The sequence below is a fragment of the Microbacterium sp. No. 7 genome, assembly GCF_001314225.1.
Lineage (GTDB): Bacteria > Actinomycetota > Actinomycetes > Actinomycetales > Microbacteriaceae > Microbacterium.
In genome coordinates this window covers 3,501,492-3,520,508 of the sequence record NZ_CP012697.1, presented here as the reverse complement: position 1 = coordinate 3,520,508, position 19,017 = coordinate 3,501,492, and the positions used below count along the sequence as shown (strand labels likewise).

The window sequence follows — 19,017 nt, the reverse complement described above, 5'->3', positions numbered from 1 at the left end:
GCGCCAGCGTCGGGGTGGGACGCGGTGGCCCGGTAGAAGGTCACCGTTGCGCTGGCTGTATTCCACAGCTGGATCCACTCGAAATAGGAGTGTCGTTCTCGCGTCGGCCGCACGCCGAGCCGGCCATCGGGGACGTGCGCGGCACTCGTGTTGTCAGAGCCGGACCGAGGGTGGGGACGGTCCGGGCTCGATCCCGAGAGACCACGCCGCTGATACGGTGCGGAAGGCCGAGCGGATGGTGGTCTCCGCCTCCCGCTGCTGCAGGCCGGCGCGCTGCGCCGCGATCCCGAGCGCGCCGTGGGCGTACTCTTCCGGCAGTCCCAGCTCCGCGACCCGGCACGCCGCCCAGAACAGTGCCCGGTTACGGTTGCCCTCCGGCTGGCGTGCGACGAACGCCGCGATCCTGCGCACGACTGCGTCTGGGGAGCGATCAAGCTCCCGCGGCGGCGCGACGATCGGTGTCGGCGGTGGGCGGAGGAAGTCCCGGATCCGGGCGGCGTCCACCGGGCGGGCGGCGAGCGCGGTGTCGACGACTTCGTACCGCTTCGTTCCCGCACCAAAGGACGGCGGCGCGATCACATACCCGCCGTCGCCGCGGAAGTCGATGTGCGCGGCGGTGACGGCCCAGTTCCGTTGCGGCCAGGCCGGGTCCGCGGGGAAGTACACGTGCATCCCGCCTGAGGGGGTGCGCACCTTCGCGGCCCAGCCTTCGACCAGCCCGGCGTCCTCGAGTTGGCCGAACGCACCGTACCCGTCGCCGCTGGCGTACACGTCGATGTCGAGCACGTCGACGCCGTTGCCGCCGGTGGCGATCCCGATGCTCGCCCATGGCCAGGACCGCCACCAGGACTCCACGGTCGCGAGCGTGGTGGTGGCGTCTTTGAAGCCGTTCTCGGTGAGCGGGCGCTTGTGCTCGGGCACGCACGGGAACACGCGCAGCCCCTGCCGGGCGTAGTGGAACGCGGCCGCGGGCAGGGCTGCCGCCGGGGCGGGGTAGTCCACCTCGGTCATCATCGTTCCAGCGGGGGGTGACCGGCGCGGGCCGGTTCGCGGTGCAGGGACGGGGTGTTCGCCTGCGCTCGGAGTGCTTCGCTCATCCCCGGCGGGTAACCGTCCGAGGCGGCGGTCTCCGGCAGGTTCTCCAGGATGCCCAGGGCGGTGCGGCGGGCCTTCTCGGCGGTGTCCTGCAGCACCTCGGTCACGGTGCGGCCGTTCACGCTGTCCGCCCAGCCGGCGACGTACGGGACGGTGTATCCGCTGGTGTCCAGTCCGTGGCTGGCGGCGACGAACATCGCCACCGACTCCGCTTCCACCTCGTCGATGCCTCGATGCTCGCCGCGTGCGGTGAGGGAGTCCGGGGCATGCAGCTTCACGTGCGCGAGCTCGTGCAGCGTGGTCTTCAGCCGCGCCGCTTCGTCCATGTCCACTCGGACGGTGACCGTCCGGGTGGTGAAGTCGGTGATCCCGTTCGCGCCTCCCAGCACGCCCGCGTCGACGGCATCCTGCAGGGTGTACCCGCCGGCACGGATCTGCCCCTGCACCGCGACCAGCAGGCCGGGCGGCGCGGCGCCCTCCAGTAGCTGGGGCTCAGGACGCTCGGGGATCGGGGTGCCGCCGGTCATGGACACGTCCCACACCTTCGCCGGCTTCACACCCACCATCCGCTGCTGCACGACCTCGCCCGGCTCGGGTCGCTGTCCGCGCGGCAGGCGGCGCCAGGAGCCGGGGTCCTGTGGGGTGGCGGAGGCCATCGCCGCGAGCACGGGCTGTCGGATCACGAACCCCGGCTGTGTCGGCCACCGTCCCAGCGCCTTCCACGCCACCCTCCCGGCGACATAGGTCGGGTATGGGCTGGGCACCCGGCCGGCCTGATACGCGTCGGCGTGCTGGCTGAACAGCAGCAGCGTGTTCAGCCATGACCGTGACCGGAACCGCGCGGCGAACCGGATCGACTCCAGCCAGTCCTGCCCGGTCACCAGCCGCTGCACGGACTCCTGCAGCCTCCGGGTGATCTCCTCCATCTTCTCCACCCGGTACGCGGCCACTTCTTCCCGCGTGTATCGACGCGTCATCATCCACCCGCCTTCGAGCCACCCGCGCGGTGGCGCTCCAGCGTGGTGTGCACGCCCATCCCTGCGCGGCGGTCACGCGCACGCGGTTGCGGTCCTCCGCGTCGTGGGCGGTGGCGGCGCATGTCGCCGGCGCGGCACCGGTCGGCCCGTCTCCGGCTCTGCGACGGTAGCTCCCTCCGCCGGCTGCGTTCCCTTGCTCGCTTTTTCCAGACTCCGCCCTCCGCGCCGCTGCCGCGTCGCTGCGGGCTCCGCTTAGGAACCGCTCGCGGCGGGCACCGCGCCGGCTCTGGTCGCTTTCCCTCTGCGTGCCGGAACGGACCGACCGGACCGGCCAGGGACACGGCGCCCGCCGCGGCCCTGCCTCACACAGAAGGGCAATGCCATGACCACCACTACCCAGAGCCCGCCGGCCGGGATCCTGGAGTACGTCGACCCGGCACAGATCGTGCTGGAGACGAACGTGCGACCCAGTGCGCCGCTGACCGACGAGTTCATCGCCACCATCCGAGAGCACGGCGTGCTCCAGCCCGTCCGCGGCCGCCGCGACGACACCGGATCGGTGATCGTCCGCGCCGGGCAGCGACGGGTCCTCGCCGCCCGCGAGGCCGGGCTGGCCGCGATCCCCGTGTTCGTGGTCGACAGCACGGAGCACACCGTGGAACGGATCGTCGAGCAGATCGTGGAGAACGACCAGCGCGAAGCGCTCACCGACACCGACCGCACCGCCGCGTGGCAGCAGCTCGCGCTGGAAGGGCTCACGCCCGCGGTGATCGCCAAGCGCACCGGCACCAAGACTGCACGAGTCAAGACCGGGCTGAAGGTCGCCGGGAACGAACTGGCCGCCACCGCGATCGCCGCCCACCAGCTCACCCTCGACCAGGCCGCCGCCCTGGTGGAGTTCGAGGGGGACGAGGACACTGTCGCCGAGCTGATCGCGATCGCCGTCGAAACGCCCGGACAGTTTGACCACGCCGCACAGCGCGCCCGGGACGACCAGGCGCGCGCCCGCGCGCGGGAGGCCACCGAACAGGACCTCGCCGCGAAGGGGTTCACGATCCTGGACCGCGAACCCGGATACCAGGACACCAGCCACACCCGGATCACGGAACTGGTCGACAGTGACGGCAACCTCGTCACCGCCGAACAGATCGCCGGGCTCGACGGCGCCGCCGCGCTGGTGCGGGTGTACTACGGGGACGACGTGCACGTGACGTACTTCCTCGCCGACCCCAAGGCCCACGGGTTCGCACCCCGCTTCGGCGGCGGCAGCCAGTCCGGGCCGATGACCGACGATGAGAAGGCCGAACGACGCGAAGTCATCGCCAGCAACAAGGCCTGGGACGCGGCGCAGACCGTCAGGCGGGAGTGGCTGACCCAGTTCCTCGGGCGCCGCACCCTCCCGAAGGACGCGCCGCGGGTCATCGCCACCGCGCTCGCGACCGACCGCACCGTGGTCGCAAAGGGTCTGGAAGGCGGCAACAAGCTCGCCCACGACCTGCTCGGCGTCGCCCAGGACAGCGCATGGGGCGCGGACCGGCTGGCCGGGTTCGCGCACACCCACCCTGCCAAGGCGGTCCACGTCACGCTGGCGATCGTGCTGGGGGGCCTGGAGGCGTCCACCGGTCGGCACTCCTGGCGCAACCCGAACCGCGGGACGGCCGGCTACCTCACTACGCTCGAGGCCTGGGGGTACACCCTCTCGGACGTCGAGCAGATCATCATCGCACACACGCAGATCCACGAGGTCGACGAGGTCGAGGTCGACGACGAGGCGGAGGTCGGCGAGACTCCGGAGGAGTCCACCGCGGACGAGGCCGAGGTCGAGCTGGCCGTCTGATCCGCACGGGAGGGAGGGGCGCCCCAGCTACGGTTGGGGCGCCCCTTCCTGCTACTGCTCTTCCAGTTACAACCGCCGCCCGGTCGTGGGGTGAGCCGACGTCAACTCGTCCACCGGCTCTGTCCGGTTGATCTGTGCCACACGGTCGCTCAGCACCGTCGCCAGCGCTGGGAGCGTGGCCGCATGCTGGGGGAGGGGGCGGGGCAGGGCTGCTCGGGCCCGCTCGTCTCGGGCGAGCTCCGCGCTGACCTGGCGTGCCGCGTCGACATCGCGGCCGGAGTCCTCGATGATCGCGACGGCGTGATCCAGGGTCCGGGCGAGGTGACCGGGGGCCAGGCTGGTCAGTGTCGCCGCGAGTTGATCGACGATCGCGCGGTCGGCGTCGCCGACTCGGAACGCCGCCGAGGACTCGCCGGCGACACGATCCGCGACCGGGCCGACGACCAGCCGATACCGGTGCCCGTCCTGCGCCCCGGTCGCGTCGTACACGCCCGGCGGGATCCAATGCGACGCGTCCCACGCCCACCCCGTCCAGCGCTCACCGCCCACGACGGCGTTCGGCGTCGCCACCGACACCTGCGGGTTGGTCCGCTGCACCAAGGCGCGGGCACGGTCCAGCTCGGCGGCGCTGTATGGCCAGGCGGCGGGATTGCGTTCCGCCTGCGTCAGCGCCGACCGCAGCAGAGACACCGACAGCAGCTCGCCCGGTGTCCACGGCTGCACTGGGGCGGCACGGTCCGTGCCGGTCAGCGCTGCGATCGTGTCCAGCGCGCTCAACGCGCGCTCCAGCGCCTCTGCCTGCCAGTCGTCCCAGGCCTGAGCGAACCTCTCCTCGGACGCGAACTGCGATCTGCGCGGCTGCTCTGGGATCGGCACCGCAGCCGCATCGCGGATCGTCCGCAGCACATCCTCCCCAGCACTGATCTCGGCCACGACATCCGTCCCTTCCGAGCGGCACGGTGCCGCACGAATGGATGGTGTGCCGGCCCAGTCGCGCGCACGATCGGTCGCTGCCTGATACGCACCGCGGGGCGGGCATCGCCGGCGACGCAGGCTACGGGGCGGCGCGGACGGCGATGAACGCCGCGCCCGCCCGCAGGCGGTCGCCGCGTCGCCCGCCGCCGCTTCCGCACCGCCCCGTCCGCCCGCCCTGCCGACACGCCCACCCCGGGCGCGGCAGAAAGGACCCGATCATGTCGATCGACACACCGACCAACATCACCGAACTCACCGCCGCGCCCTCGCTCGCCTCCGCCGTGCGTGAGCCGTTGCCTCTGGTCGACCCCGCCAAGGCCGCCAAGCTGCGCGCGATAATCCAGGCCCGCGTCGATGCCGAACGGGAGGCCGCCCGGCTGCGCGCCGAGAACGAGCAGCTGCGCACCGCGCGGGTGCCTGTGGACGACCCGCGGATGCGCCACGTCTGGGTCGCCGCCGCGCTCGTCGCCGAACAGGAGGAGTACTGCGGCCAGTACGACGCAATCGTCGACACCGTCGGCGGCCCCAGCCGCCAGGACCTGCGCGACGCCGGCGACCTGGACCGTTCCTTCCGGGTTCGCACGCACATCACCTTCGAGGTGTGGCTTGAGATCAAAGCGTACAGCGAGGACGACGCGATCCGCAGGGTCGACAGCCTGTACCCGGCTGACGTCCGGGAACACCTCGAAGGCCACAGCCTCGACGACGCCGACCTGGAGAGCTGGGACGCCAGGGAGGCCGAAGTCGACGAGTGAGCCCCATCCGAGCAGGCGGCCCCGGACGCGCAGTCCGGGGCCGCGATCGTGTGACTCGCTCCGCGCGGAGACCGCCTTCCAGCACAAGCGGCGGAGTGGCATAAGTCCGCCGTTGCCGGTCCTGCCGACGTCCGCGGGCACCGGCCGCCTCACGGGGTCCGCTGAGGGCGACGCGAGCTCGGGCCGGCTGTCTCACCGGTTCGTGGGTGCCGTCCTCCGGCGCCGCGAGCGTACGGGACGACTCCTCCAGCGCCAAACGGCGACCTCGCTCCCTCCGCTCGCGCTCGGCGACCTCGGTCGCCGTTTGGCGCTTCCCCCGTCGCCCCGTCATCTCGCTTCCCGCCAGGACGGCACTCACGAACCGACAGGAGAACACCATGCTCACCGGGATTCGCGTCACCCTCGACGGACAGCTCGAGACCGTCACGCTCGACGACACCACCACCGCCAGCCTCGTCCACAACCTCCACAGCGCGATCGGATGCGATACCTTCGACGTGCTCCGGCTGCCCCTCGGGGCTCAGCCTCTACGTCGACGACGACGGCATCGGCCGCAGCACGTTGAATCCGATCCTCAGCCTCACCGCCGCCCATCTGGGCGCCCCCGCCGCGCTGTTCGGAGCCGGCATCTTCCTCGGGTACGACGCCGACAGCGGCGAGTCCCGCAGCCTCACGCACGGCCAGGCACGCACGGTCGTGCGTGCCTACCTCGCTGCGATCATCGACCTCGTTCGTGACAACCTCGACAGCCAGTAGACGGATCACCCGTGATGTGGGTCGTGCCTGAACCCACGCAGGCACGCCCGCATCACGCTGTCAAGCCGCAACCGGCCACACGCCGACTCCCGGTGCGACCCGCCCTCGCTCCCGCACCCGCACCAGCTCGCGCCCTCGAGAATTCCACACAACCGTGCCGTGGCCCGAGCTCGCCGTCCCCGTGTAGAACGACGTCGACACACTTCTTGCAACAAAGGGTCGGCGTGTCATCAGCCTGCCCGGTCAGGCGATCGGACCCGCGGGCGTTGGCTCACCGTGCGGTATAGCCGCGCCGACGCGATCGCGCGGTGGCTGCCGGAGCGTGACGCCGACATCAGTGGCGCGACCCAAGCGTGCACTCGAGGGCTGCCTCGCGTCCCGTAACCGACACCCCCGATAACTCACCACTGTGGGCCCGGTGAACCCTATAGCAGGACGAGGAACCCCAGCACAGCGCTAGCGATCGAAAGGACGAACAGGACGAGGGGCACGGCGAAGGGCTCCTTGCGACGCACATGCGTGGCGATCGCACCCAGCATGACGATCGCGAGACCGACACCGGCGATCGGGCTCAGAATCGGTGCGATGTTCAGCGCCATTGGCAGGATGAGGCCGATCACACCGAGTGTTTCGGCAAGGCCGATCAGCCTCACCTGCACGCTGGAGAAGTCCTCGACCCATGTCATGCGCTCTTGAAGACTCTCCTTCGGCCGGATCAGTTTTATGACGGCCGGCGCGACGAACGCAAGCGCGGTCAGGCCTGCGACGATCCAGTAGGCAATCAGCATCTTGAGCTTTCCAATCATTTGGGCTTCGACGTCGGCCGCAGAGGAGCCATGTTCGGCACCGGCGGAAAGGTCGTTCGGCAACGATTCCCATCGCGGCACGTCTCTGAGGCCTGAAAGCAACAGCCGCCGAACGGTCGGTGGGCTTCCCGTCGAGTAGTGCCCCTTAACGTGGTGTAGTTCGCGGTGGCCGGTTTCGTCGTAGACGTGGGCGCGGTCACCGTGTAGTCCCTTCGAGGAATCTCCTACAACCCACTCGAAAGGCATCTTCACGATGACCGCACCTCATATTGTCGACCCTGCCGGCCTGCTCGGCGAAGCCCTCGCGGACGCGTCGCCGGATCTGATGCGCAGCCTGCTGCAGACCATGATCAACGCGCTGCTGTCCGCCGACGCGGACGCCGTGGTCGGAGCGGAATGGGGCCAGCGCTCCGACGACCGCACCGCGCAGCGCAACGGCTACCGGCACCGCAACCTCGACACCCGCGTCGGGACCATCGACGTCGCGATCCCGAAGCTGCGCACCGGCACCTACTTCCCGGAATGGCTGCTGGAGCGCCGCAAACGCGCCGAGACCGCGCTGATCACCGTGGTCGCGGACTGCTACCTCGCCGGCGTCTCCACCCGCCTGATGGACAAGCTGGTGAAGACCCTCGGGATCCACTCGCTGTCCAAGTCACAGGTCTCCCGGATGGCGGCGGAACTCGACGAGCACGTCGACCAGTTCCGGCACCGGCCGCTCGGCGACGCTGGCCCGTTCACGTTCGTCGCCGCCGACGCGCTCACCATGAAGGTCCGCGAGGGCGGCCGCGTCATCAACGCGGTCGTGCTGATCGCCACCGGCGTCAACGCCGACGGCCGCCGGGAGGTGCTCGGCCTGCGGGTCGCGACATCCGAGACCGGAGCGGCATGGAACAGCTTCTTCGCTGACCTCGTCGCCCGCGGCCTGGGCGGCGTCCGCCTCGTCACCAGCGACGCCCACGCCGGGCTGGTGGAAGCGATCGCGGCGAACCTGCCCGGCGCAGTCTGGCAAAGGTGCCGCACCCATTACGCGGCCAACCTGATGTCGGTGACGCCGAAGACGATGTGGCCGGCGGTGAAAGCGATGCTGCACTCCGTCTACGACCAGCCCGACGCCGACGCCGTGCACGCCCAGTTCGACCGGCTGCTGGACTACGTCGACGGCAAGCTCCCCGACGCGTTCGAGCACCTCGACACCGCCCGAGCGGACATCCTCGCGTTCACCGGGTTCCCCGAGGGCCTCTGGCAGCAGATCTGGTCCAACAACCCGAATGAACGTCTCAACCGAGAGATCCGCCGACGCACCGACTCGGTCGGCATCTTCCCGAATCGCGACGCGATCATCCGCCTCGTCGGCGCCGTGCTCGCCGAGCAGACCGACGAATGGGCCGAAGGCCGCCGCTACCTCGGCCTCGACATCCTCGCCAAATCCCGCCTCACCCTCGTCACCGACACCGGAACCGAGGAGGTGAGCACCGACATCGTCCTCGAACTCAGCGCCTAACCCCTCAACAATTCGAAGGAAACCGAGCTACACCACTTCCTGGGGCTTGACCTCCCGTCGCTCTTCACCGGTGCCTGGAGGCGATCGTAACGCGGCCAACTCACGGCAGTCTTCTGTTGGTGCCCAGGAATCAGGTGGCAGGTATGGACGATATCGATTCCTGGACTGTTGAGTTCGGGTAGTGGCTTTGTCAAAGTATGCGAAACGGGGCGCACCGCACGTGCGAATCGGATCAGCGTCGAAGGGGACGAACATGACCGCCACCGACAGTTTCCTGGAGTCGATTAGCCCTCAGCAGCTTTTCGATGATCCGTACCCGATCTATGAGCGGCTCCGCAGGGACGCGCCTGTCGCTTATCCTCGATCCACCGATGAGCCTCGGGCGGCCCGGGCCGGGGTGGTCGGCGGGCGGTGATGTGTCGGGGGCAGGGGTGAGTTCCGGGCGTCGCATCCCGGTCGTCCACGTGGTCCTCGGTCGTGCCGCGGTCGCGGCGGTGGTCAGGCGAGAGCGACTGGTGGCGGCGCGTGCGTGATCGCGAAGAGCCGCGCGAACGCTGTCTGCCATGGCCAGGCCTTCGGGAGGTGTAGCGTGATCCGGCGCGCGGACCGCGCCAGCCGTGCGGGGACGTGGATGAGGGTGCGGCGGATGGTCGCGGTCGTGGCTCTCGTAAGGCGTCCCGTGTGGTCGGCGATCACGCCGGCGGCGCGGGTGAGGTTGAAGGCGATCACGGCGAGGACCAGCCAGGCGCTGTTCGCGGTGAACACCCCGGAGGGCAGGTGCGCGAGCGGGCCGTTCTTGAGGTCGGCGTGGACCTGTTCGATGATCGCGTGACCGCGGTGAGTCTTGTCCGCGACGACGGTGCCCATGTCGTCGTTGCTGGTGGTGGTGAAGAACGCGTGGTGCCGGTAGACGTCGAACAGTGTCGGCTGCTCCACCTTGTTCGGGTTCAGATCGGGGATACGGCGCACCACCAGCCGCCCTTCGATGCGCTCAGCCTTGCGCCTCGATCGGAACGCGGTGAACGGAACCTCGGCGACCTCGGCTTTGGAGATCAGTTGCCCGGTGCTCTCGTCACGGATCGAGTCGGTGTACTCGATCATCGTCCACGCATCCTCGGGGATCGTCGCGATCGCGGCCCTCACCGCAGGGTCCATCCGGACAGTCACCGACACGTCGGCGCCGGCCGTGATCGCGGTGCCGATGGTGGCGTACCCGTAGAAGGCAGAGTCCGCACGAAGTAACGGCCGAGCCCCGGCGGCGACGCCGGTGCGGCGCAGAGTCGCCAGGGCGTCGCCGACGATCCGTGCGGCGCCTTTCGGGGATCCTGTCTTCCCCTGCCGCAGCCGCTGGGCGAGGACCACCGGCGCCGACGAGGTCGTCGACGCGGTCGCGAGCAGCGCGTTCAGGCCGCGGACGCCGGAGTATCCGAACGAGGCGCCCTGCTTCTGGTAGCCGTGGACCTCGATGATGGTGTCGTCCAGATCGACCATCACCCGTGCGTCATCGTTCGCTCGGAGCAGCGGCGTGTCGACAGTGAGATTGGCGAGGACCCGGGAGGCGACCGCGTCGAGCTGTCGGACGTGCCCGAACCGGAACTCCCGCAGGAACGACCCGAGTGTCGACGGGGCATACGTCCGGTCGAACAGGCGGCCCATCCCGCCATGGCGGATCAGGTTCATGTCGTCAATCGAGTCCGCCCCCGCGAGCATCCCCGCCACCAGCGCCATCACCTTCGAGCCGGCGTTGGCGCCTCTGTCCGTCGGGACGCTCAACCGGACTTGAGCCAGCTGCGCGAGCCCCGCGCGCTGCGCGAGCCGGAGCATCGGGACCAGCCCGGCCGCGGACACGAGATTCGGGTCATCGAAGACCGCTGACACCGCGGCCGGAGCGTGCTTGAATTGCATCTACGAGATGCCTCTCGTTTCTGGGACTTAGAACCTTGACAAGCTCTATTTTCCCTGATCCGAGGGGCATTTCCGTGTCACGACGCCCGTTCCTCACCCCACCACATCGGTGGATCGAGGCTTATCTGCCGCAGCTTCACGTGTACTGGATCACACGTTGGGACGATGTCGCCGAGTCGACAGCTGAGAAGGAGCCGTGGATCTCTGGCTGGGTCGAGGGCGGTCCCAACTCCGTCCGGCTGGCGCGCTCGCTCGGGCAACCGGTCATCACCCTGGTCGGGGGCGATGTCCATAAGGATCTTCGTGTCGGCGTCGACAGGACGCTTCAGCCCCGCCCGATCACGAGGGTTGTCGAAGAGTCGATCCGCCCGATTGCTCGCGCCCATATCAGCGAGCTCGTGGCGAAGGGCAGCGCGGACCTTGTGTCCGAGTACTTCGAGCCCGTGAGCGTCGAGGCACTCCGCCATGTCATGGGCCTTGACCCGTATGTAGACGCCGAGACGCTGGTCCGCTGGTTCAAGCAGCTCGCGGGTGGAGCGGGAAACGTGATGAACGATCCCGAGATCTGGGAGCAGAACGAACTTGCGGCTCGAGAGATCGAGGACCTGCTGCTTCCGATCCTCGACGAGCTGTCCGGGAAAGCTGAGGAAGAGACGATGCTTTCCCACATGTTGTGGGCGGGTCGCACGGATGGAACGCCACGCGACAAGAATGCGATCCTCTCCACCGTCAAGATCATCCTGTTGGGTGGCATGCAGGAGCCCGGCCATGCGGCATCGTCGACCGCTCTCGGCCTGTACGAGTCCGGCCAGTGGGGATTGCTGCGCGAGGACGGTGCGAAGTGGATCCCGCAGGCGGTTCTTGAAGGTCTGCGATGGATCGCTCCGATCGGCACCACCGGTCGGACGGTGGCTCGGGACCACGAGCTTCACGGTGTGACGATCCCGAAGCATGCGGGTGTCGAAATGATTCTCGCCTCAGCGAACCGTGACGAGAAGTATTTCAGCCGACCCGACGTCTTCGACATCGAGCGCAACGAGAAGGACAAGCACCAGGCGTTCGGGGGAGGTCAGCACTTCTGCGCAGGACACTTCTTCGGGCGTCAGGTTGAACGGATCATGTTCGAAGAGTTGCTCGCGGCCACCAAGGACGTCTCACTCACGCCAGGCGCACCTGTTGAGAATGTCAACCTCAGCTGGGCCCAGGGCGGCAATCTAAACGGGACCCACCCTGTGGTTTCTGGTCTTGGTTCCGGGCCCCGGTAGTATCTCGTTCATGAACTTCAACCGTTCCGCTTGGTGGTGGCTGCGATAGCAGCCGGTTGAAGTATGTTCACGGGCTGCACGGCAGCTCGTGGAACGGCCCGAGTACTCCGTGTAGCTCCCAATCATCGGGAGACACAAATGGAGTCCTTCATCGCAACCGCGCAACGCTCGGCAGAGGTCGCGGTCCTCGTGGCCGAGCACCCCGAGCACTTTCGAGTCCTCACGGGTGAGCGGCCGACTGGGCCGCTGCATCTGGGCCACTACTTTGGCACCATCAGGGAACGGGTGCGTCTCCAGCAGGCTGGCGTCGAGATGTTCCTCGTGCTCGCGGACTATCAGGTCATCACCGACCGAGACACGATGGCTCACGTTCGCGAGAACGTCTATAGCGCTGTGCTCGACTATCTCGCCGCGGGCATCGACCCGGAACGGACGACCATTTTCACCCACTCGTCGGTGCCGGCGCTGAATCAGTTGATGCTGCCGTTCCTGAGCTTGGTCACCGAGGCGGAACTGCATCGTAATCCGACCGTCAAAGCGGAACTCGCGGCGTCCGGGCGCGCGTTGAGCGGGTTGCTCTTGACCTATCCGGTGCACCAGGCGGCCGACATTCTGTTCTGCAAAGGCAATCTCGTGCCCGTCGGCAAGGACAACCTCCCGCATGTGGAGATGACTCGCGTGATCGCTCGACGGTTCAACGAGCGCTATGGGGATGTCTTCCCGGTTCCGGATGCGTTGATCACGTCGACGCCGGAGGTTCCGGGCTTGGACGGTCGGAAGATGTCGAAGAGCTACGGGAACGCGATCGCGTTATCTATGACACCGGACGAGACAGTTGCGGTGATTCGTCAGACTCGGACCGATCAGGACCGGCGGATCAGTTTCGATCCCGAGGACAGGCCTGGTGTTTCGGCGCTGTTGTCGACGGCCGCGCTGTGCCGCGGTGTCGAGCCAGCCGAGTTAGCCGACGAGATCGGTGATGGCGGCAGCAGCGCCCTGAAAGCCATGACGGCGACAGCCGTGAACGACTTCTTGGAACCGTTGCGCGTGAGGCGGCAAGCCTTCGCCAAAGACGAGGATCTCGTGCGGGCGATTCTTCGCCACGGCAATGAGGCTGCGAACACTTCGGCGGAGTCAACACTGGCCCAGGTGCGCGAAGCAATGGGGACGATCTACTAGGACCTCGGTCAGACCTGGTCAGTGAGTCGGCGGGTGTGGGCGAGGCGATAGGAGTCGGTGCCGGTTTCGATGATGCTGCCACCGAACGTGAGTCGGTCGACGATCGCAGCGCAGAGCCTCGGGTCGGTGAAGGTCCTCGTCCATCCGGAGAACGATTCGTTGGAGGCTATCGCGACGGAGTTCTTCTCTTCGCGTTCGGTGAGGACCTGGAACAGGAGCTCGGCTCCGCGGCGGTCGAGTTCCATGTAGCCGAGTTCATCGATGCAGAGCAAGTCGACGCGGCCGTAGCGAGCGATGGTGCGGGCGAGCTGCTTCTCGTCGGCGGCTTCGACGAGTTCGTTGACGAGTTTCGTCGCGAGCGTGTATTTGACCCGATAGCCCTTCTCTGCAGCCGCGGTTCCCAGACCGATCAGTAGATGCGATTTCCCGGTACCGGAGTCGCCGATGAGGCAGAGCGGTTCGCCTTTGCGGATCCAGTCACCGGTAGCGAGTTGGTGGATCGTGGCCGGGTTGATGTTCGGGTTCGCGTCGAAATCGAAGTCACCGAGCCACTTGCTCCGCGGGAAGCCAGCCGCAGACACGCGCCGAATCGAGGAGCGCCGATCGCGATCATCGCACTCCGCGAGCAGTAGCTCTGCCAGGAACCCTTGGTAGGACAGCTGCTCTCGGTTCGCGGTCACCAGGGCCTCGTCAACGACGGCGCGGACAGTCGGGAGCCGGAGACGCCGGCAGGCCTGATCGACAGCCGCGATCGCTGCTTCTTCGGTGAGCCCGCGTCTCCGGCGCAGCGTCGTCGTGACGGTGGTGGGTTTCGTGGTCATGTTCCCGTGGTTCCTTCCCGATCAATCGCTTCGTCCGTGAGCGTCGGGCGTGCCCGACGTTCCAAGAGTTCGTCGTAGCCGGCGACACTCGGCAGTGGTCTCGTGTCGGCCGGGAGACCTGCGATCACCGCGGCCGGATCAGCGAGACGGCGTTGGGTGAGACTGACAACTCGTTGCTCGCGGCCAGACGCGAGTTCACGGAGATGACCATGCAGGCCAGGCCCACCCGTCGAAGTTTGTCTGCGGGCTTCGACAGCGACGACATCGGCGGTGACTGCCCCGACTTGGAGTGCTGCGTGGATGCCGGCGATCACTTCCTCTGCGGGCATGCTCCGGTGCAGAAGCAGAACATCAATGAGGGCTCGCGTGCCGACGGCATCACCATCGGTCTTGCGGGCGGCCGCCCAGAACGCATCGTGGGCAGCCGTAAACACTCCGGCCTCCCGCGCCCTCGCTAAGGCGGTGGCTCCCGGGAGCGCTCCGGGCTTCTGACGCAACACCTCGAGGTAATGGTCGAGGACGACTGATTGTCCGCCGCGCGCGACAACTCGCTCATGGCGGGCAACTTCCTGGTGCCCGTCGAAAACGACGACCACGGACGCGCGTAATGAGACGCGGACGTTCCGGCCGATCAGATGGGCGGGGACGGAGTACTTCGCCATCCGAACCGTGATCAGACTCGACCTGTCGACCCGCGGATGCAGCGTCAGGCCTGGATCGAATCGCTCATACGGCAGCGGCGACAGCAGTGCCTGTTCGACGGCGAAGTCCTGGCCGACTGTGCGAATCCGCGACGCGATCCGCCGCCTGTCATCCGCCGCGTCCCAGGCGCGGATTCTCGCGTTGAGTTCTGCGAGGGAATCGACAACCGGCATGGGTGTCAAATGTGTTCGCCGGAACCGCCCGACCTCACCCTCAACGCCGCCCTTCTCATGTGCGCCCGTGATACCGGGTTGGCAGTAGAACGAATCGAACCCGTAGTGGGAGCGGAACAGCACCCACCGCTCGTTCTCGATCCGGCCGCGCCCGTTGCCATAGAGCACCGCCTGGACTGCCGATGTCAGATTGTCGTAACGGATATGCCGGGTCGGGATGCCGCCAATCTCTTCGAACGCATCAATGTGGCCCTCGAGGAATGCTTCCTGCGACTGAGTCGAATAAACCCGGTGGATCGCCTTCCCCGAGTGAGAGAGCCGGAACACGAACATGTGGCACTTCGTCTTCACCCCAGCTAGCACCACCCACACCTCGCCGAAATCGACCTCAGCCTCCGCACCTGGCTGGTGGTCTTGAGGGATGAAGACCTCCACCCGCCGGCCCGCGACCGCGTCGATCTCGGGCCGGCGAAAGCGGACGTAGTTACGAACAGTCGAATACGACAATTCAGTCGCTCCGTGCTCCTCAATAAGACGATCCAGTACCCGGGTCGCGGTGTGGCGCTGCTTCCTTGGTGCCGTCAGATCCTCCCGCAGCATCGCGTCGATCGCGGGCTTGAACCGGTCAAGCCTCGGCGCCGACCTCACCCGCGTCTTCTTCGGCGGCGGTTCCGGCGAAGCCAACGCCTGCCGCACCGTCGCTCGCCCAACGTGATGACGGCGCGCAAGCTCTCTGATCGAGAGCTCCTCCACCCGCGCATCACGCCGAATCGCCGCGAACACATCCACCCGAGATCCCATCCCAAACCTCCACCATCAGCATCCGGAACAACAGTTCCGTCAACGGTGGAGGTGGACTCGGCTCAGGCTGCCGTGGACACCCCGTCAAGCAGCAAGTGGTCTCCGCTTAGATTGCCCTGGTGGGTCCGACTTACGCTGCCATAGTCACCTGTCCCGGTTAACGGGTGGGTCTTCCGGGCGCCGCGGAGTCTTGAGGTGGACTTCCAGGCCGCCTGAGCAAGGTGACGGGAGAGCCTCTGGTGACGTATCACCGGAGGCTCTCCGCGGCGGCGACGGGCCCGAGCGGTACGATGCGGCTCCTGGCGTTCGGGCAACCCTATGTATCGAGTCAATGCTGTGCAATCAGCGTGCGGCTTGGCTCGTAAGTAGGCCGGTGGACGCAGCCCCGGGTGATATGTGCCCGGGGCCTGTCTACGCCTTCAGGCCGTCGCGCGTGTCAGTGGATGGCGAGCACGTCTTCCAACGTGGCCGGTGCGGCAATGAGCAGTGGCTCGTGCACCGCCTCGCCGGGAAACTCGCTTGCCTCGAAGAACCAGCGCCGTGTTGCCGGAAGGCCCCACAGCTGAGCGCGGTTCGCGTTCGACAGATCCCAGCGCATCGGCACATCCTCCAGATCGATGAACTGGTAGTGCGTCGTGAAGAGTTCGATGCGGTGCTGGTCAGGGTCTCGCAGGTACAGGAACAGGGCGTTGCTGATGCCATGACGACCGGGACCTCGGTCGATCTCCTCACCGAATCCGAGGTCGCCGGCGACATCGGCTGCGTGGAGCAGCGAGATGCCATCGGGGACGGTGTAGGCGAAGTGATGCAGGCGCGGACCCCGACCATTCGTGAAGACGAGGTCGTGGGTGTTGCCCTTGACCTCCATCCACGATCCCCAGAGCTCGTCAGTGCCGTCCTTCGCCGTGTACTCCGCCAGGCGCATGCCCAGACCTGCCCAGAAGTCGGTGGCCTTCTGCACGTCGTAGGTGACCACCTGGTAGTGGTCGATGCGCTGCGGTGCACCGGCGACGAACTCTGCGAAGCGCTGATGCTTGCGCTCGACGAGGCTCATGGAGGAGGTGAGTTCCATGTGGGTGCCCACCGGATCGACGAAACGAAGCGTGGGACCTTGGTGAGGAAGCTCGACGCGTTCGTGCGTGATTCCGGCCGACGTGAAGTAGTTCTCGGCTTTCACGATGTCCTCGTCGGTGCGCACGCGCAGCCCCACCTGCAGCGCCTTGGCCTCGGGACCGCGTTCGAGCACGAGCGAGTGGTGGGCTACTTCCTCCCAGCCGCGGAAGTAGACGGCGTCGTCGGTCTCTTCCGTGACCACGAGGCCGATCACGTCGCGGTAGAAATCGCGCGAGGCAGCAAGATCGGTGACCTGCATGCGTACATGACTTGCACGCGTGATGGCGAAGGGGGGTTCCTGATTGGTGACTGGCAGGCTCATAGCGCTGTCCTTTCAGCGATGGTTATGGTGGGTACGTCTTGGTCAGACGCGGGGTTGCTCGTTTCGACTGGGGTGAGCATGTGTCCGTCGAAGAAGGACGCGAGTTCCTCTCGCGCGCTCAGGGGCAAAACTGCGGCGACGTACTGGTCAGGACGCACGACGACGATCGCGCCGTCCCGACTGATCTCGCGGTCGCGGAAGATGTCACGGCCGTGCCCCGCCGCAAAGATCTGGTTGATGTCGATGAGCCCCAAGGGCGTCTTCACCGGCTTGAAGGCATTGGGCACGGCACTGGGCTCGACGAGCGTGTAGTCCTGTTGATAGATCACCTTGGTGTCGAAGACGGCGTCGGAGTCGCCGCCGACGGGCGTGAACCGAACGAGCGGGGAGGCGGGGTCGGTCGACCACCAATCCGCGAACTCGGCCGTGGGCGTCCCGGAGAGGGCCGGCGCTGCGGAGTCGGCGAAGACGTAGAGGCGCCAGCGGCCGTCCGCCTCATGGAAGTGGCCGAGATGACGCCACCGGTTGTCGGCGCGCCGGATGACTTCGGCGGACTTGAATCGCTTCCCGACCGGGAAGCCGGCCGCAAGGTCATGATCCTCGGTGCCGAGGGTGATCATCGAGGGCGCATACTGCGTCATGAATCCGGCAGGAAACTCGAGTGTCGCGACGTAGTAGCGCTCGAGCTCGGTCGGGTCTTCCCATGAGTCGACCGGACGAGCCATCATCTCTGACCATTCCTTGTCGAAGTCGATGAGGTTCTGCGCGACGACTCTGCGCTCGGCGGCATAAGTGGACAACAGCGTCTCGGGGGCACGCCCCTCGAGCACGGCAGCGAGCTTCCAAGCCAGGTTGAAGCCGTCCTGGATCGACACGTTCATGCCCTGTCCTGCCTTGGCAGAGTGCGTGTGGCAGGCGTCGCCCATGATGAATGCGCGGGGCGTCTGGATGCCGACGAGATCGGTCGGTACGTCATCGAAGCCGTCCGCGATGCGGTGCGCGACCTCATAGACGGACCACCATGTGACTGCGCGCACGTCGAGCGAGTATGGATGGAGGATGCGATTGGCCTTCGCGATGATCGCCTCGACCGGGGTCGAGCGGACGGCCCCACCGTCAAGCTCGTCGATCTCGCCGAGGTCGACGTAGATGCGCACAAGGTAGCCGCCCTCACGGGGGATGAGCAGGATGTTTCCGGCGTCGTGGGATTGTATGGAGCACTTGAGCTGGATGTCCGGAAAGTCGGTGTTCGCCAGGACATCCATCACGCCCCAGGCGTGAAGTGCGGCCTCGCCATGAAGCCCGTGGCCGAGGGAGGCTCGCACGCGGCTACGCGCTCCATCGCCGCCAACGAGGTACTTCGCACGCACCGTCCGCATCTCACCCGCGCGAGGCCCCGTGACGTACTCGACACGTGCGGCGACCGGGTATGGCGCGTCCTGGTCGATGGTGCAGTCGACGAACTGCACGCCGTAGTCGGGGACGATGCGGCCGGGTGCGCGCACGGCATCGCGGAGAAAGTAGTCGAGGATGCGGGACTGGTTGACGTAGATGTGGGGGAACTCACTCATTCCCGTCGCATCATCCGGCGCTCGCGACGTCCGAACGATGATGCTCGGGTCGTCGTGGTCGGGCTTCCAGAAGCACATCTCAACGTTCCGGTAGGCCTCTTCGATCACCTCTCCAGCGAAGCCAAACGCCTGGAAGGTCTCGACCGAGCGCGCCTGGATGCCGTCGGCCTGGCCGACCTCGAGCCGGCCAGGGCGCCGCTCGACCACCCGCGCGTTGATAGACGGGAAGCGTGACAGCTGAGCGGTGACCACGGATGCGGCGGGACCGGTGCCCACGACGAGCACATCCATCTCGTCAGGCATATCAGTCGCCCTGTCCACGCCGAAGCCAGCCGCAGGTTTGATCCGCGGATCGTTCGCCTCGTACCCGCGGTAGTGGATCTGCATCGAAATTCTCCTTCGAATCGCCGACCAGTTGATATCAGCCGAACGACTGCACGTTCACTATCTGAGTGCTACG

The 19,017-nt window shown here is 67.1% G+C and carries 16 protein-coding genes; 7 read left to right on the top strand and 9 right to left on the bottom strand.

Features of this window, described 5'->3' with window-relative positions; all coding sequences use genetic code 11:
• Positions 1 to 153 precede the first annotated feature (153 nt).
• Positions 154 to 1,011, bottom strand: a complete 858-nt coding sequence (locus AOA12_RS16325; RefSeq protein ID WP_054685124.1) for a bifunctional DNA primase/polymerase — start codon at positions 1,009 to 1,011, stop codon at positions 154 to 156.
• Positions 1,011 to 2,075: a serine/arginine repetitive matrix protein 2 gene (locus AOA12_RS16320; protein WP_197280949.1), complete on the bottom strand. Its 1,065-nt coding sequence runs from the start codon at positions 2,073 to 2,075 to the stop codon at positions 1,011 to 1,013. Before AOA12_RS16320 ends, AOA12_RS16325 begins: the two co-directional genes overlap by 1 nt.
• Before the next feature lie 379 nt (positions 2,076 to 2,454).
• Here AOA12_RS16320 and AOA12_RS16315 point away from each other — a divergent pair, with 379 nt between their 5' ends.
• Complete coding sequence (locus tag AOA12_RS16315; RefSeq protein ID WP_054685115.1) at positions 2,455 to 3,909, top strand: ParB/RepB/Spo0J family partition protein; 1,455 nt, start codon at positions 2,455 to 2,457, stop codon at positions 3,907 to 3,909.
• Positions 3,910 to 3,975: 66 nt separating this feature from the next.
• Here AOA12_RS16315 and AOA12_RS16310 read toward each other — a convergent pair whose 3' ends face one another.
• A complete protein-coding gene (locus AOA12_RS16310) occupies positions 3,976 to 4,842 on the bottom strand; it encodes a hypothetical protein (RefSeq protein WP_054685110.1) in 867 nt (288 codons plus the stop codon).
• 260 nt (positions 4,843 to 5,102) lie between these two features.
• Here AOA12_RS16310 and AOA12_RS16305 point away from each other — a divergent pair, with 260 nt between their 5' ends.
• Together AOA12_RS16305 and AOA12_RS16300 are read left to right on the top strand one after the other, a co-directional pair.
• On the top strand, positions 5,103 to 5,639 hold the full coding sequence (locus tag AOA12_RS16305) for a hypothetical protein (RefSeq protein ID WP_054685108.1): 537 nt from the start codon (positions 5,103 to 5,105) through the stop codon (positions 5,637 to 5,639).
• A 561-nt stretch (positions 5,640 to 6,200) separates the two neighbouring features.
• A complete protein-coding gene (locus AOA12_RS16300) occupies positions 6,201 to 6,395 on the top strand; it encodes a hypothetical protein (protein WP_054685105.1) in 195 nt (64 codons plus the stop codon).
• A gap of 425 nt (positions 6,396 to 6,820) precedes the next feature.
• On the opposite strand, the gene AOA12_RS23890 is transcribed toward AOA12_RS16300, so the two are convergent.
• A complete protein-coding gene (locus AOA12_RS23890; protein ID WP_231637253.1) occupies positions 6,821 to 7,447 on the bottom strand; it encodes a DoxX family protein in 627 nt (208 codons plus the stop codon).
• A gap of 7 nt (positions 7,448 to 7,454) precedes the next feature.
• Here AOA12_RS23890 and AOA12_RS16290 point away from each other — a divergent pair, with 7 nt between their 5' ends.
• Together AOA12_RS16290 and AOA12_RS23885 are read left to right on the top strand one after the other, a co-directional pair.
• Positions 7,455 to 8,705, top strand: coding sequence for an IS256 family transposase (locus AOA12_RS16290; RefSeq protein ID WP_054684964.1), 1,251 nt, complete (start codon positions 7,455 to 7,457; stop codon positions 8,703 to 8,705).
• Positions 8,706 to 8,958: 253 nt separating this feature from the next.
• Entirely contained in the window at positions 8,959 to 9,120 is a 162-nt protein-coding gene (locus tag AOA12_RS23885) for a hypothetical protein (protein WP_156366540.1), read from the top strand.
• Between the two features lie 83 nt (positions 9,121 to 9,203).
• Here AOA12_RS23885 and AOA12_RS16285 read toward each other — a convergent pair whose 3' ends face one another.
• Positions 9,204 to 10,610: an IS1380 family transposase gene (locus tag AOA12_RS16285; RefSeq protein ID WP_054678479.1), complete on the bottom strand. Its 1,407-nt coding sequence runs from the start codon at positions 10,608 to 10,610 to the stop codon at positions 9,204 to 9,206.
• 74 nt (positions 10,611 to 10,684) lie between these two features.
• Between AOA12_RS16285 and AOA12_RS16280 the strand changes: the two genes are divergently transcribed.
• On the top strand, positions 10,685 to 11,875 hold the full coding sequence (locus AOA12_RS16280; RefSeq protein ID WP_156366539.1) for a cytochrome P450: 1,191 nt from the start codon (positions 10,685 to 10,687) through the stop codon (positions 11,873 to 11,875).
• A gap of 138 nt (positions 11,876 to 12,013) precedes the next feature.
• On the top strand, positions 12,014 to 13,054 hold the full coding sequence (gene trpS, locus AOA12_RS16275; protein WP_054679560.1) for a tryptophan--tRNA ligase: 1,041 nt from the start codon (positions 12,014 to 12,016) through the stop codon (positions 13,052 to 13,054).
• Positions 13,055 to 13,062: 8 nt separating this feature from the next.
• Here the strand turns inward: trpS and istB are convergent, their stop codons facing one another.
• The 4 genes from istB to AOA12_RS16255 form a co-directional block, all read right to left on the bottom strand.
• Entirely contained in the window at positions 13,063 to 13,875 is an 813-nt protein-coding gene (gene istB, locus AOA12_RS16270; RefSeq protein ID WP_054679557.1) for an IS21-like element helper ATPase IstB, read from the bottom strand.
• Entirely contained in the window at positions 13,872 to 15,551 is a 1,680-nt protein-coding gene (gene istA / locus AOA12_RS16265) for an IS21 family transposase (protein ID WP_054679554.1), read from the bottom strand. Before istA ends, istB begins: the two co-directional genes overlap by 4 nt.
• Before the next feature lie 436 nt (positions 15,552 to 15,987).
• Positions 15,988 to 16,986 (bottom strand): 3,4-dihydroxyphenylacetate 2,3-dioxygenase, encoded by a 999-nt coding sequence (gene hpaD, locus AOA12_RS16260; RefSeq protein WP_054685097.1) that lies wholly within the window; start codon positions 16,984 to 16,986, stop codon positions 15,988 to 15,990.
• Complete coding sequence (locus tag AOA12_RS16255) at positions 16,983 to 18,944, bottom strand: FAD-dependent monooxygenase (protein ID WP_054685094.1); 1,962 nt, start codon at positions 18,942 to 18,944, stop codon at positions 16,983 to 16,985. Before AOA12_RS16255 ends, hpaD begins: the two co-directional genes overlap by 4 nt.
• Between the last annotated feature and the right edge of the window lie 73 nt (positions 18,945 to 19,017).

What these genes read in the sequence shown, in the direction of transcription:
- AOA12_RS16325 (WP_054685124.1), bottom strand. Translation starts at nt 1,011, where the DNA reads ATGACCGAGGTGGACTACCCCGCCCCGGCGGCAGCCCTGCCCGCGGCC.
- AOA12_RS16320 (WP_197280949.1), bottom strand. Translation starts at nt 2,075, where the DNA reads ATGATGACGCGTCGATACACGCGGGAAGAAGTGGCCGCGTACCGGGTG.
- AOA12_RS16315 (WP_054685115.1), top strand. Translation starts at nt 2,455, where the DNA reads ATGACCACCACTACCCAGAGCCCGCCGGCCGGGATCCTGGAGTACGTC.
- AOA12_RS16305 (WP_054685108.1), top strand. Translation starts at nt 5,103, where the DNA reads ATGTCGATCGACACACCGACCAACATCACCGAACTCACCGCCGCGCCC.
- AOA12_RS23890 (WP_231637253.1), bottom strand. Translation starts at nt 7,447, where the DNA reads ATGCCTTTCGAGTGGGTTGTAGGAGATTCCTCGAAGGGACTACACGGT.
- AOA12_RS16290 (WP_054684964.1), top strand. Translation starts at nt 7,455, where the DNA reads ATGACCGCACCTCATATTGTCGACCCTGCCGGCCTGCTCGGCGAAGCC.
- AOA12_RS23885 (WP_156366540.1), top strand. Translation starts at nt 8,959, where the DNA reads ATGACCGCCACCGACAGTTTCCTGGAGTCGATTAGCCCTCAGCAGCTT.
- AOA12_RS16285 (WP_054678479.1), bottom strand. Translation starts at nt 10,610, where the DNA reads ATGCAATTCAAGCACGCTCCGGCCGCGGTGTCAGCGGTCTTCGATGAC.
- trpS (WP_054679560.1), top strand. Translation starts at nt 12,014, where the DNA reads ATGGAGTCCTTCATCGCAACCGCGCAACGCTCGGCAGAGGTCGCGGTC.
- istB (WP_054679557.1), bottom strand. Translation starts at nt 13,875, where the DNA reads ATGACCACGAAACCCACCACCGTCACGACGACGCTGCGCCGGAGACGC.
- istA (WP_054679554.1), bottom strand. Translation starts at nt 15,551, where the DNA reads ATGGGATCTCGGGTGGATGTGTTCGCGGCGATTCGGCGTGATGCGCGG.
- hpaD (WP_054685097.1), bottom strand. Translation starts at nt 16,986, where the DNA reads ATGAGCCTGCCAGTCACCAATCAGGAACCCCCCTTCGCCATCACGCGT.
- AOA12_RS16255 (WP_054685094.1), bottom strand. Translation starts at nt 18,944, where the DNA reads ATGCAGATCCACTACCGCGGGTACGAGGCGAACGATCCGCGGATCAAA.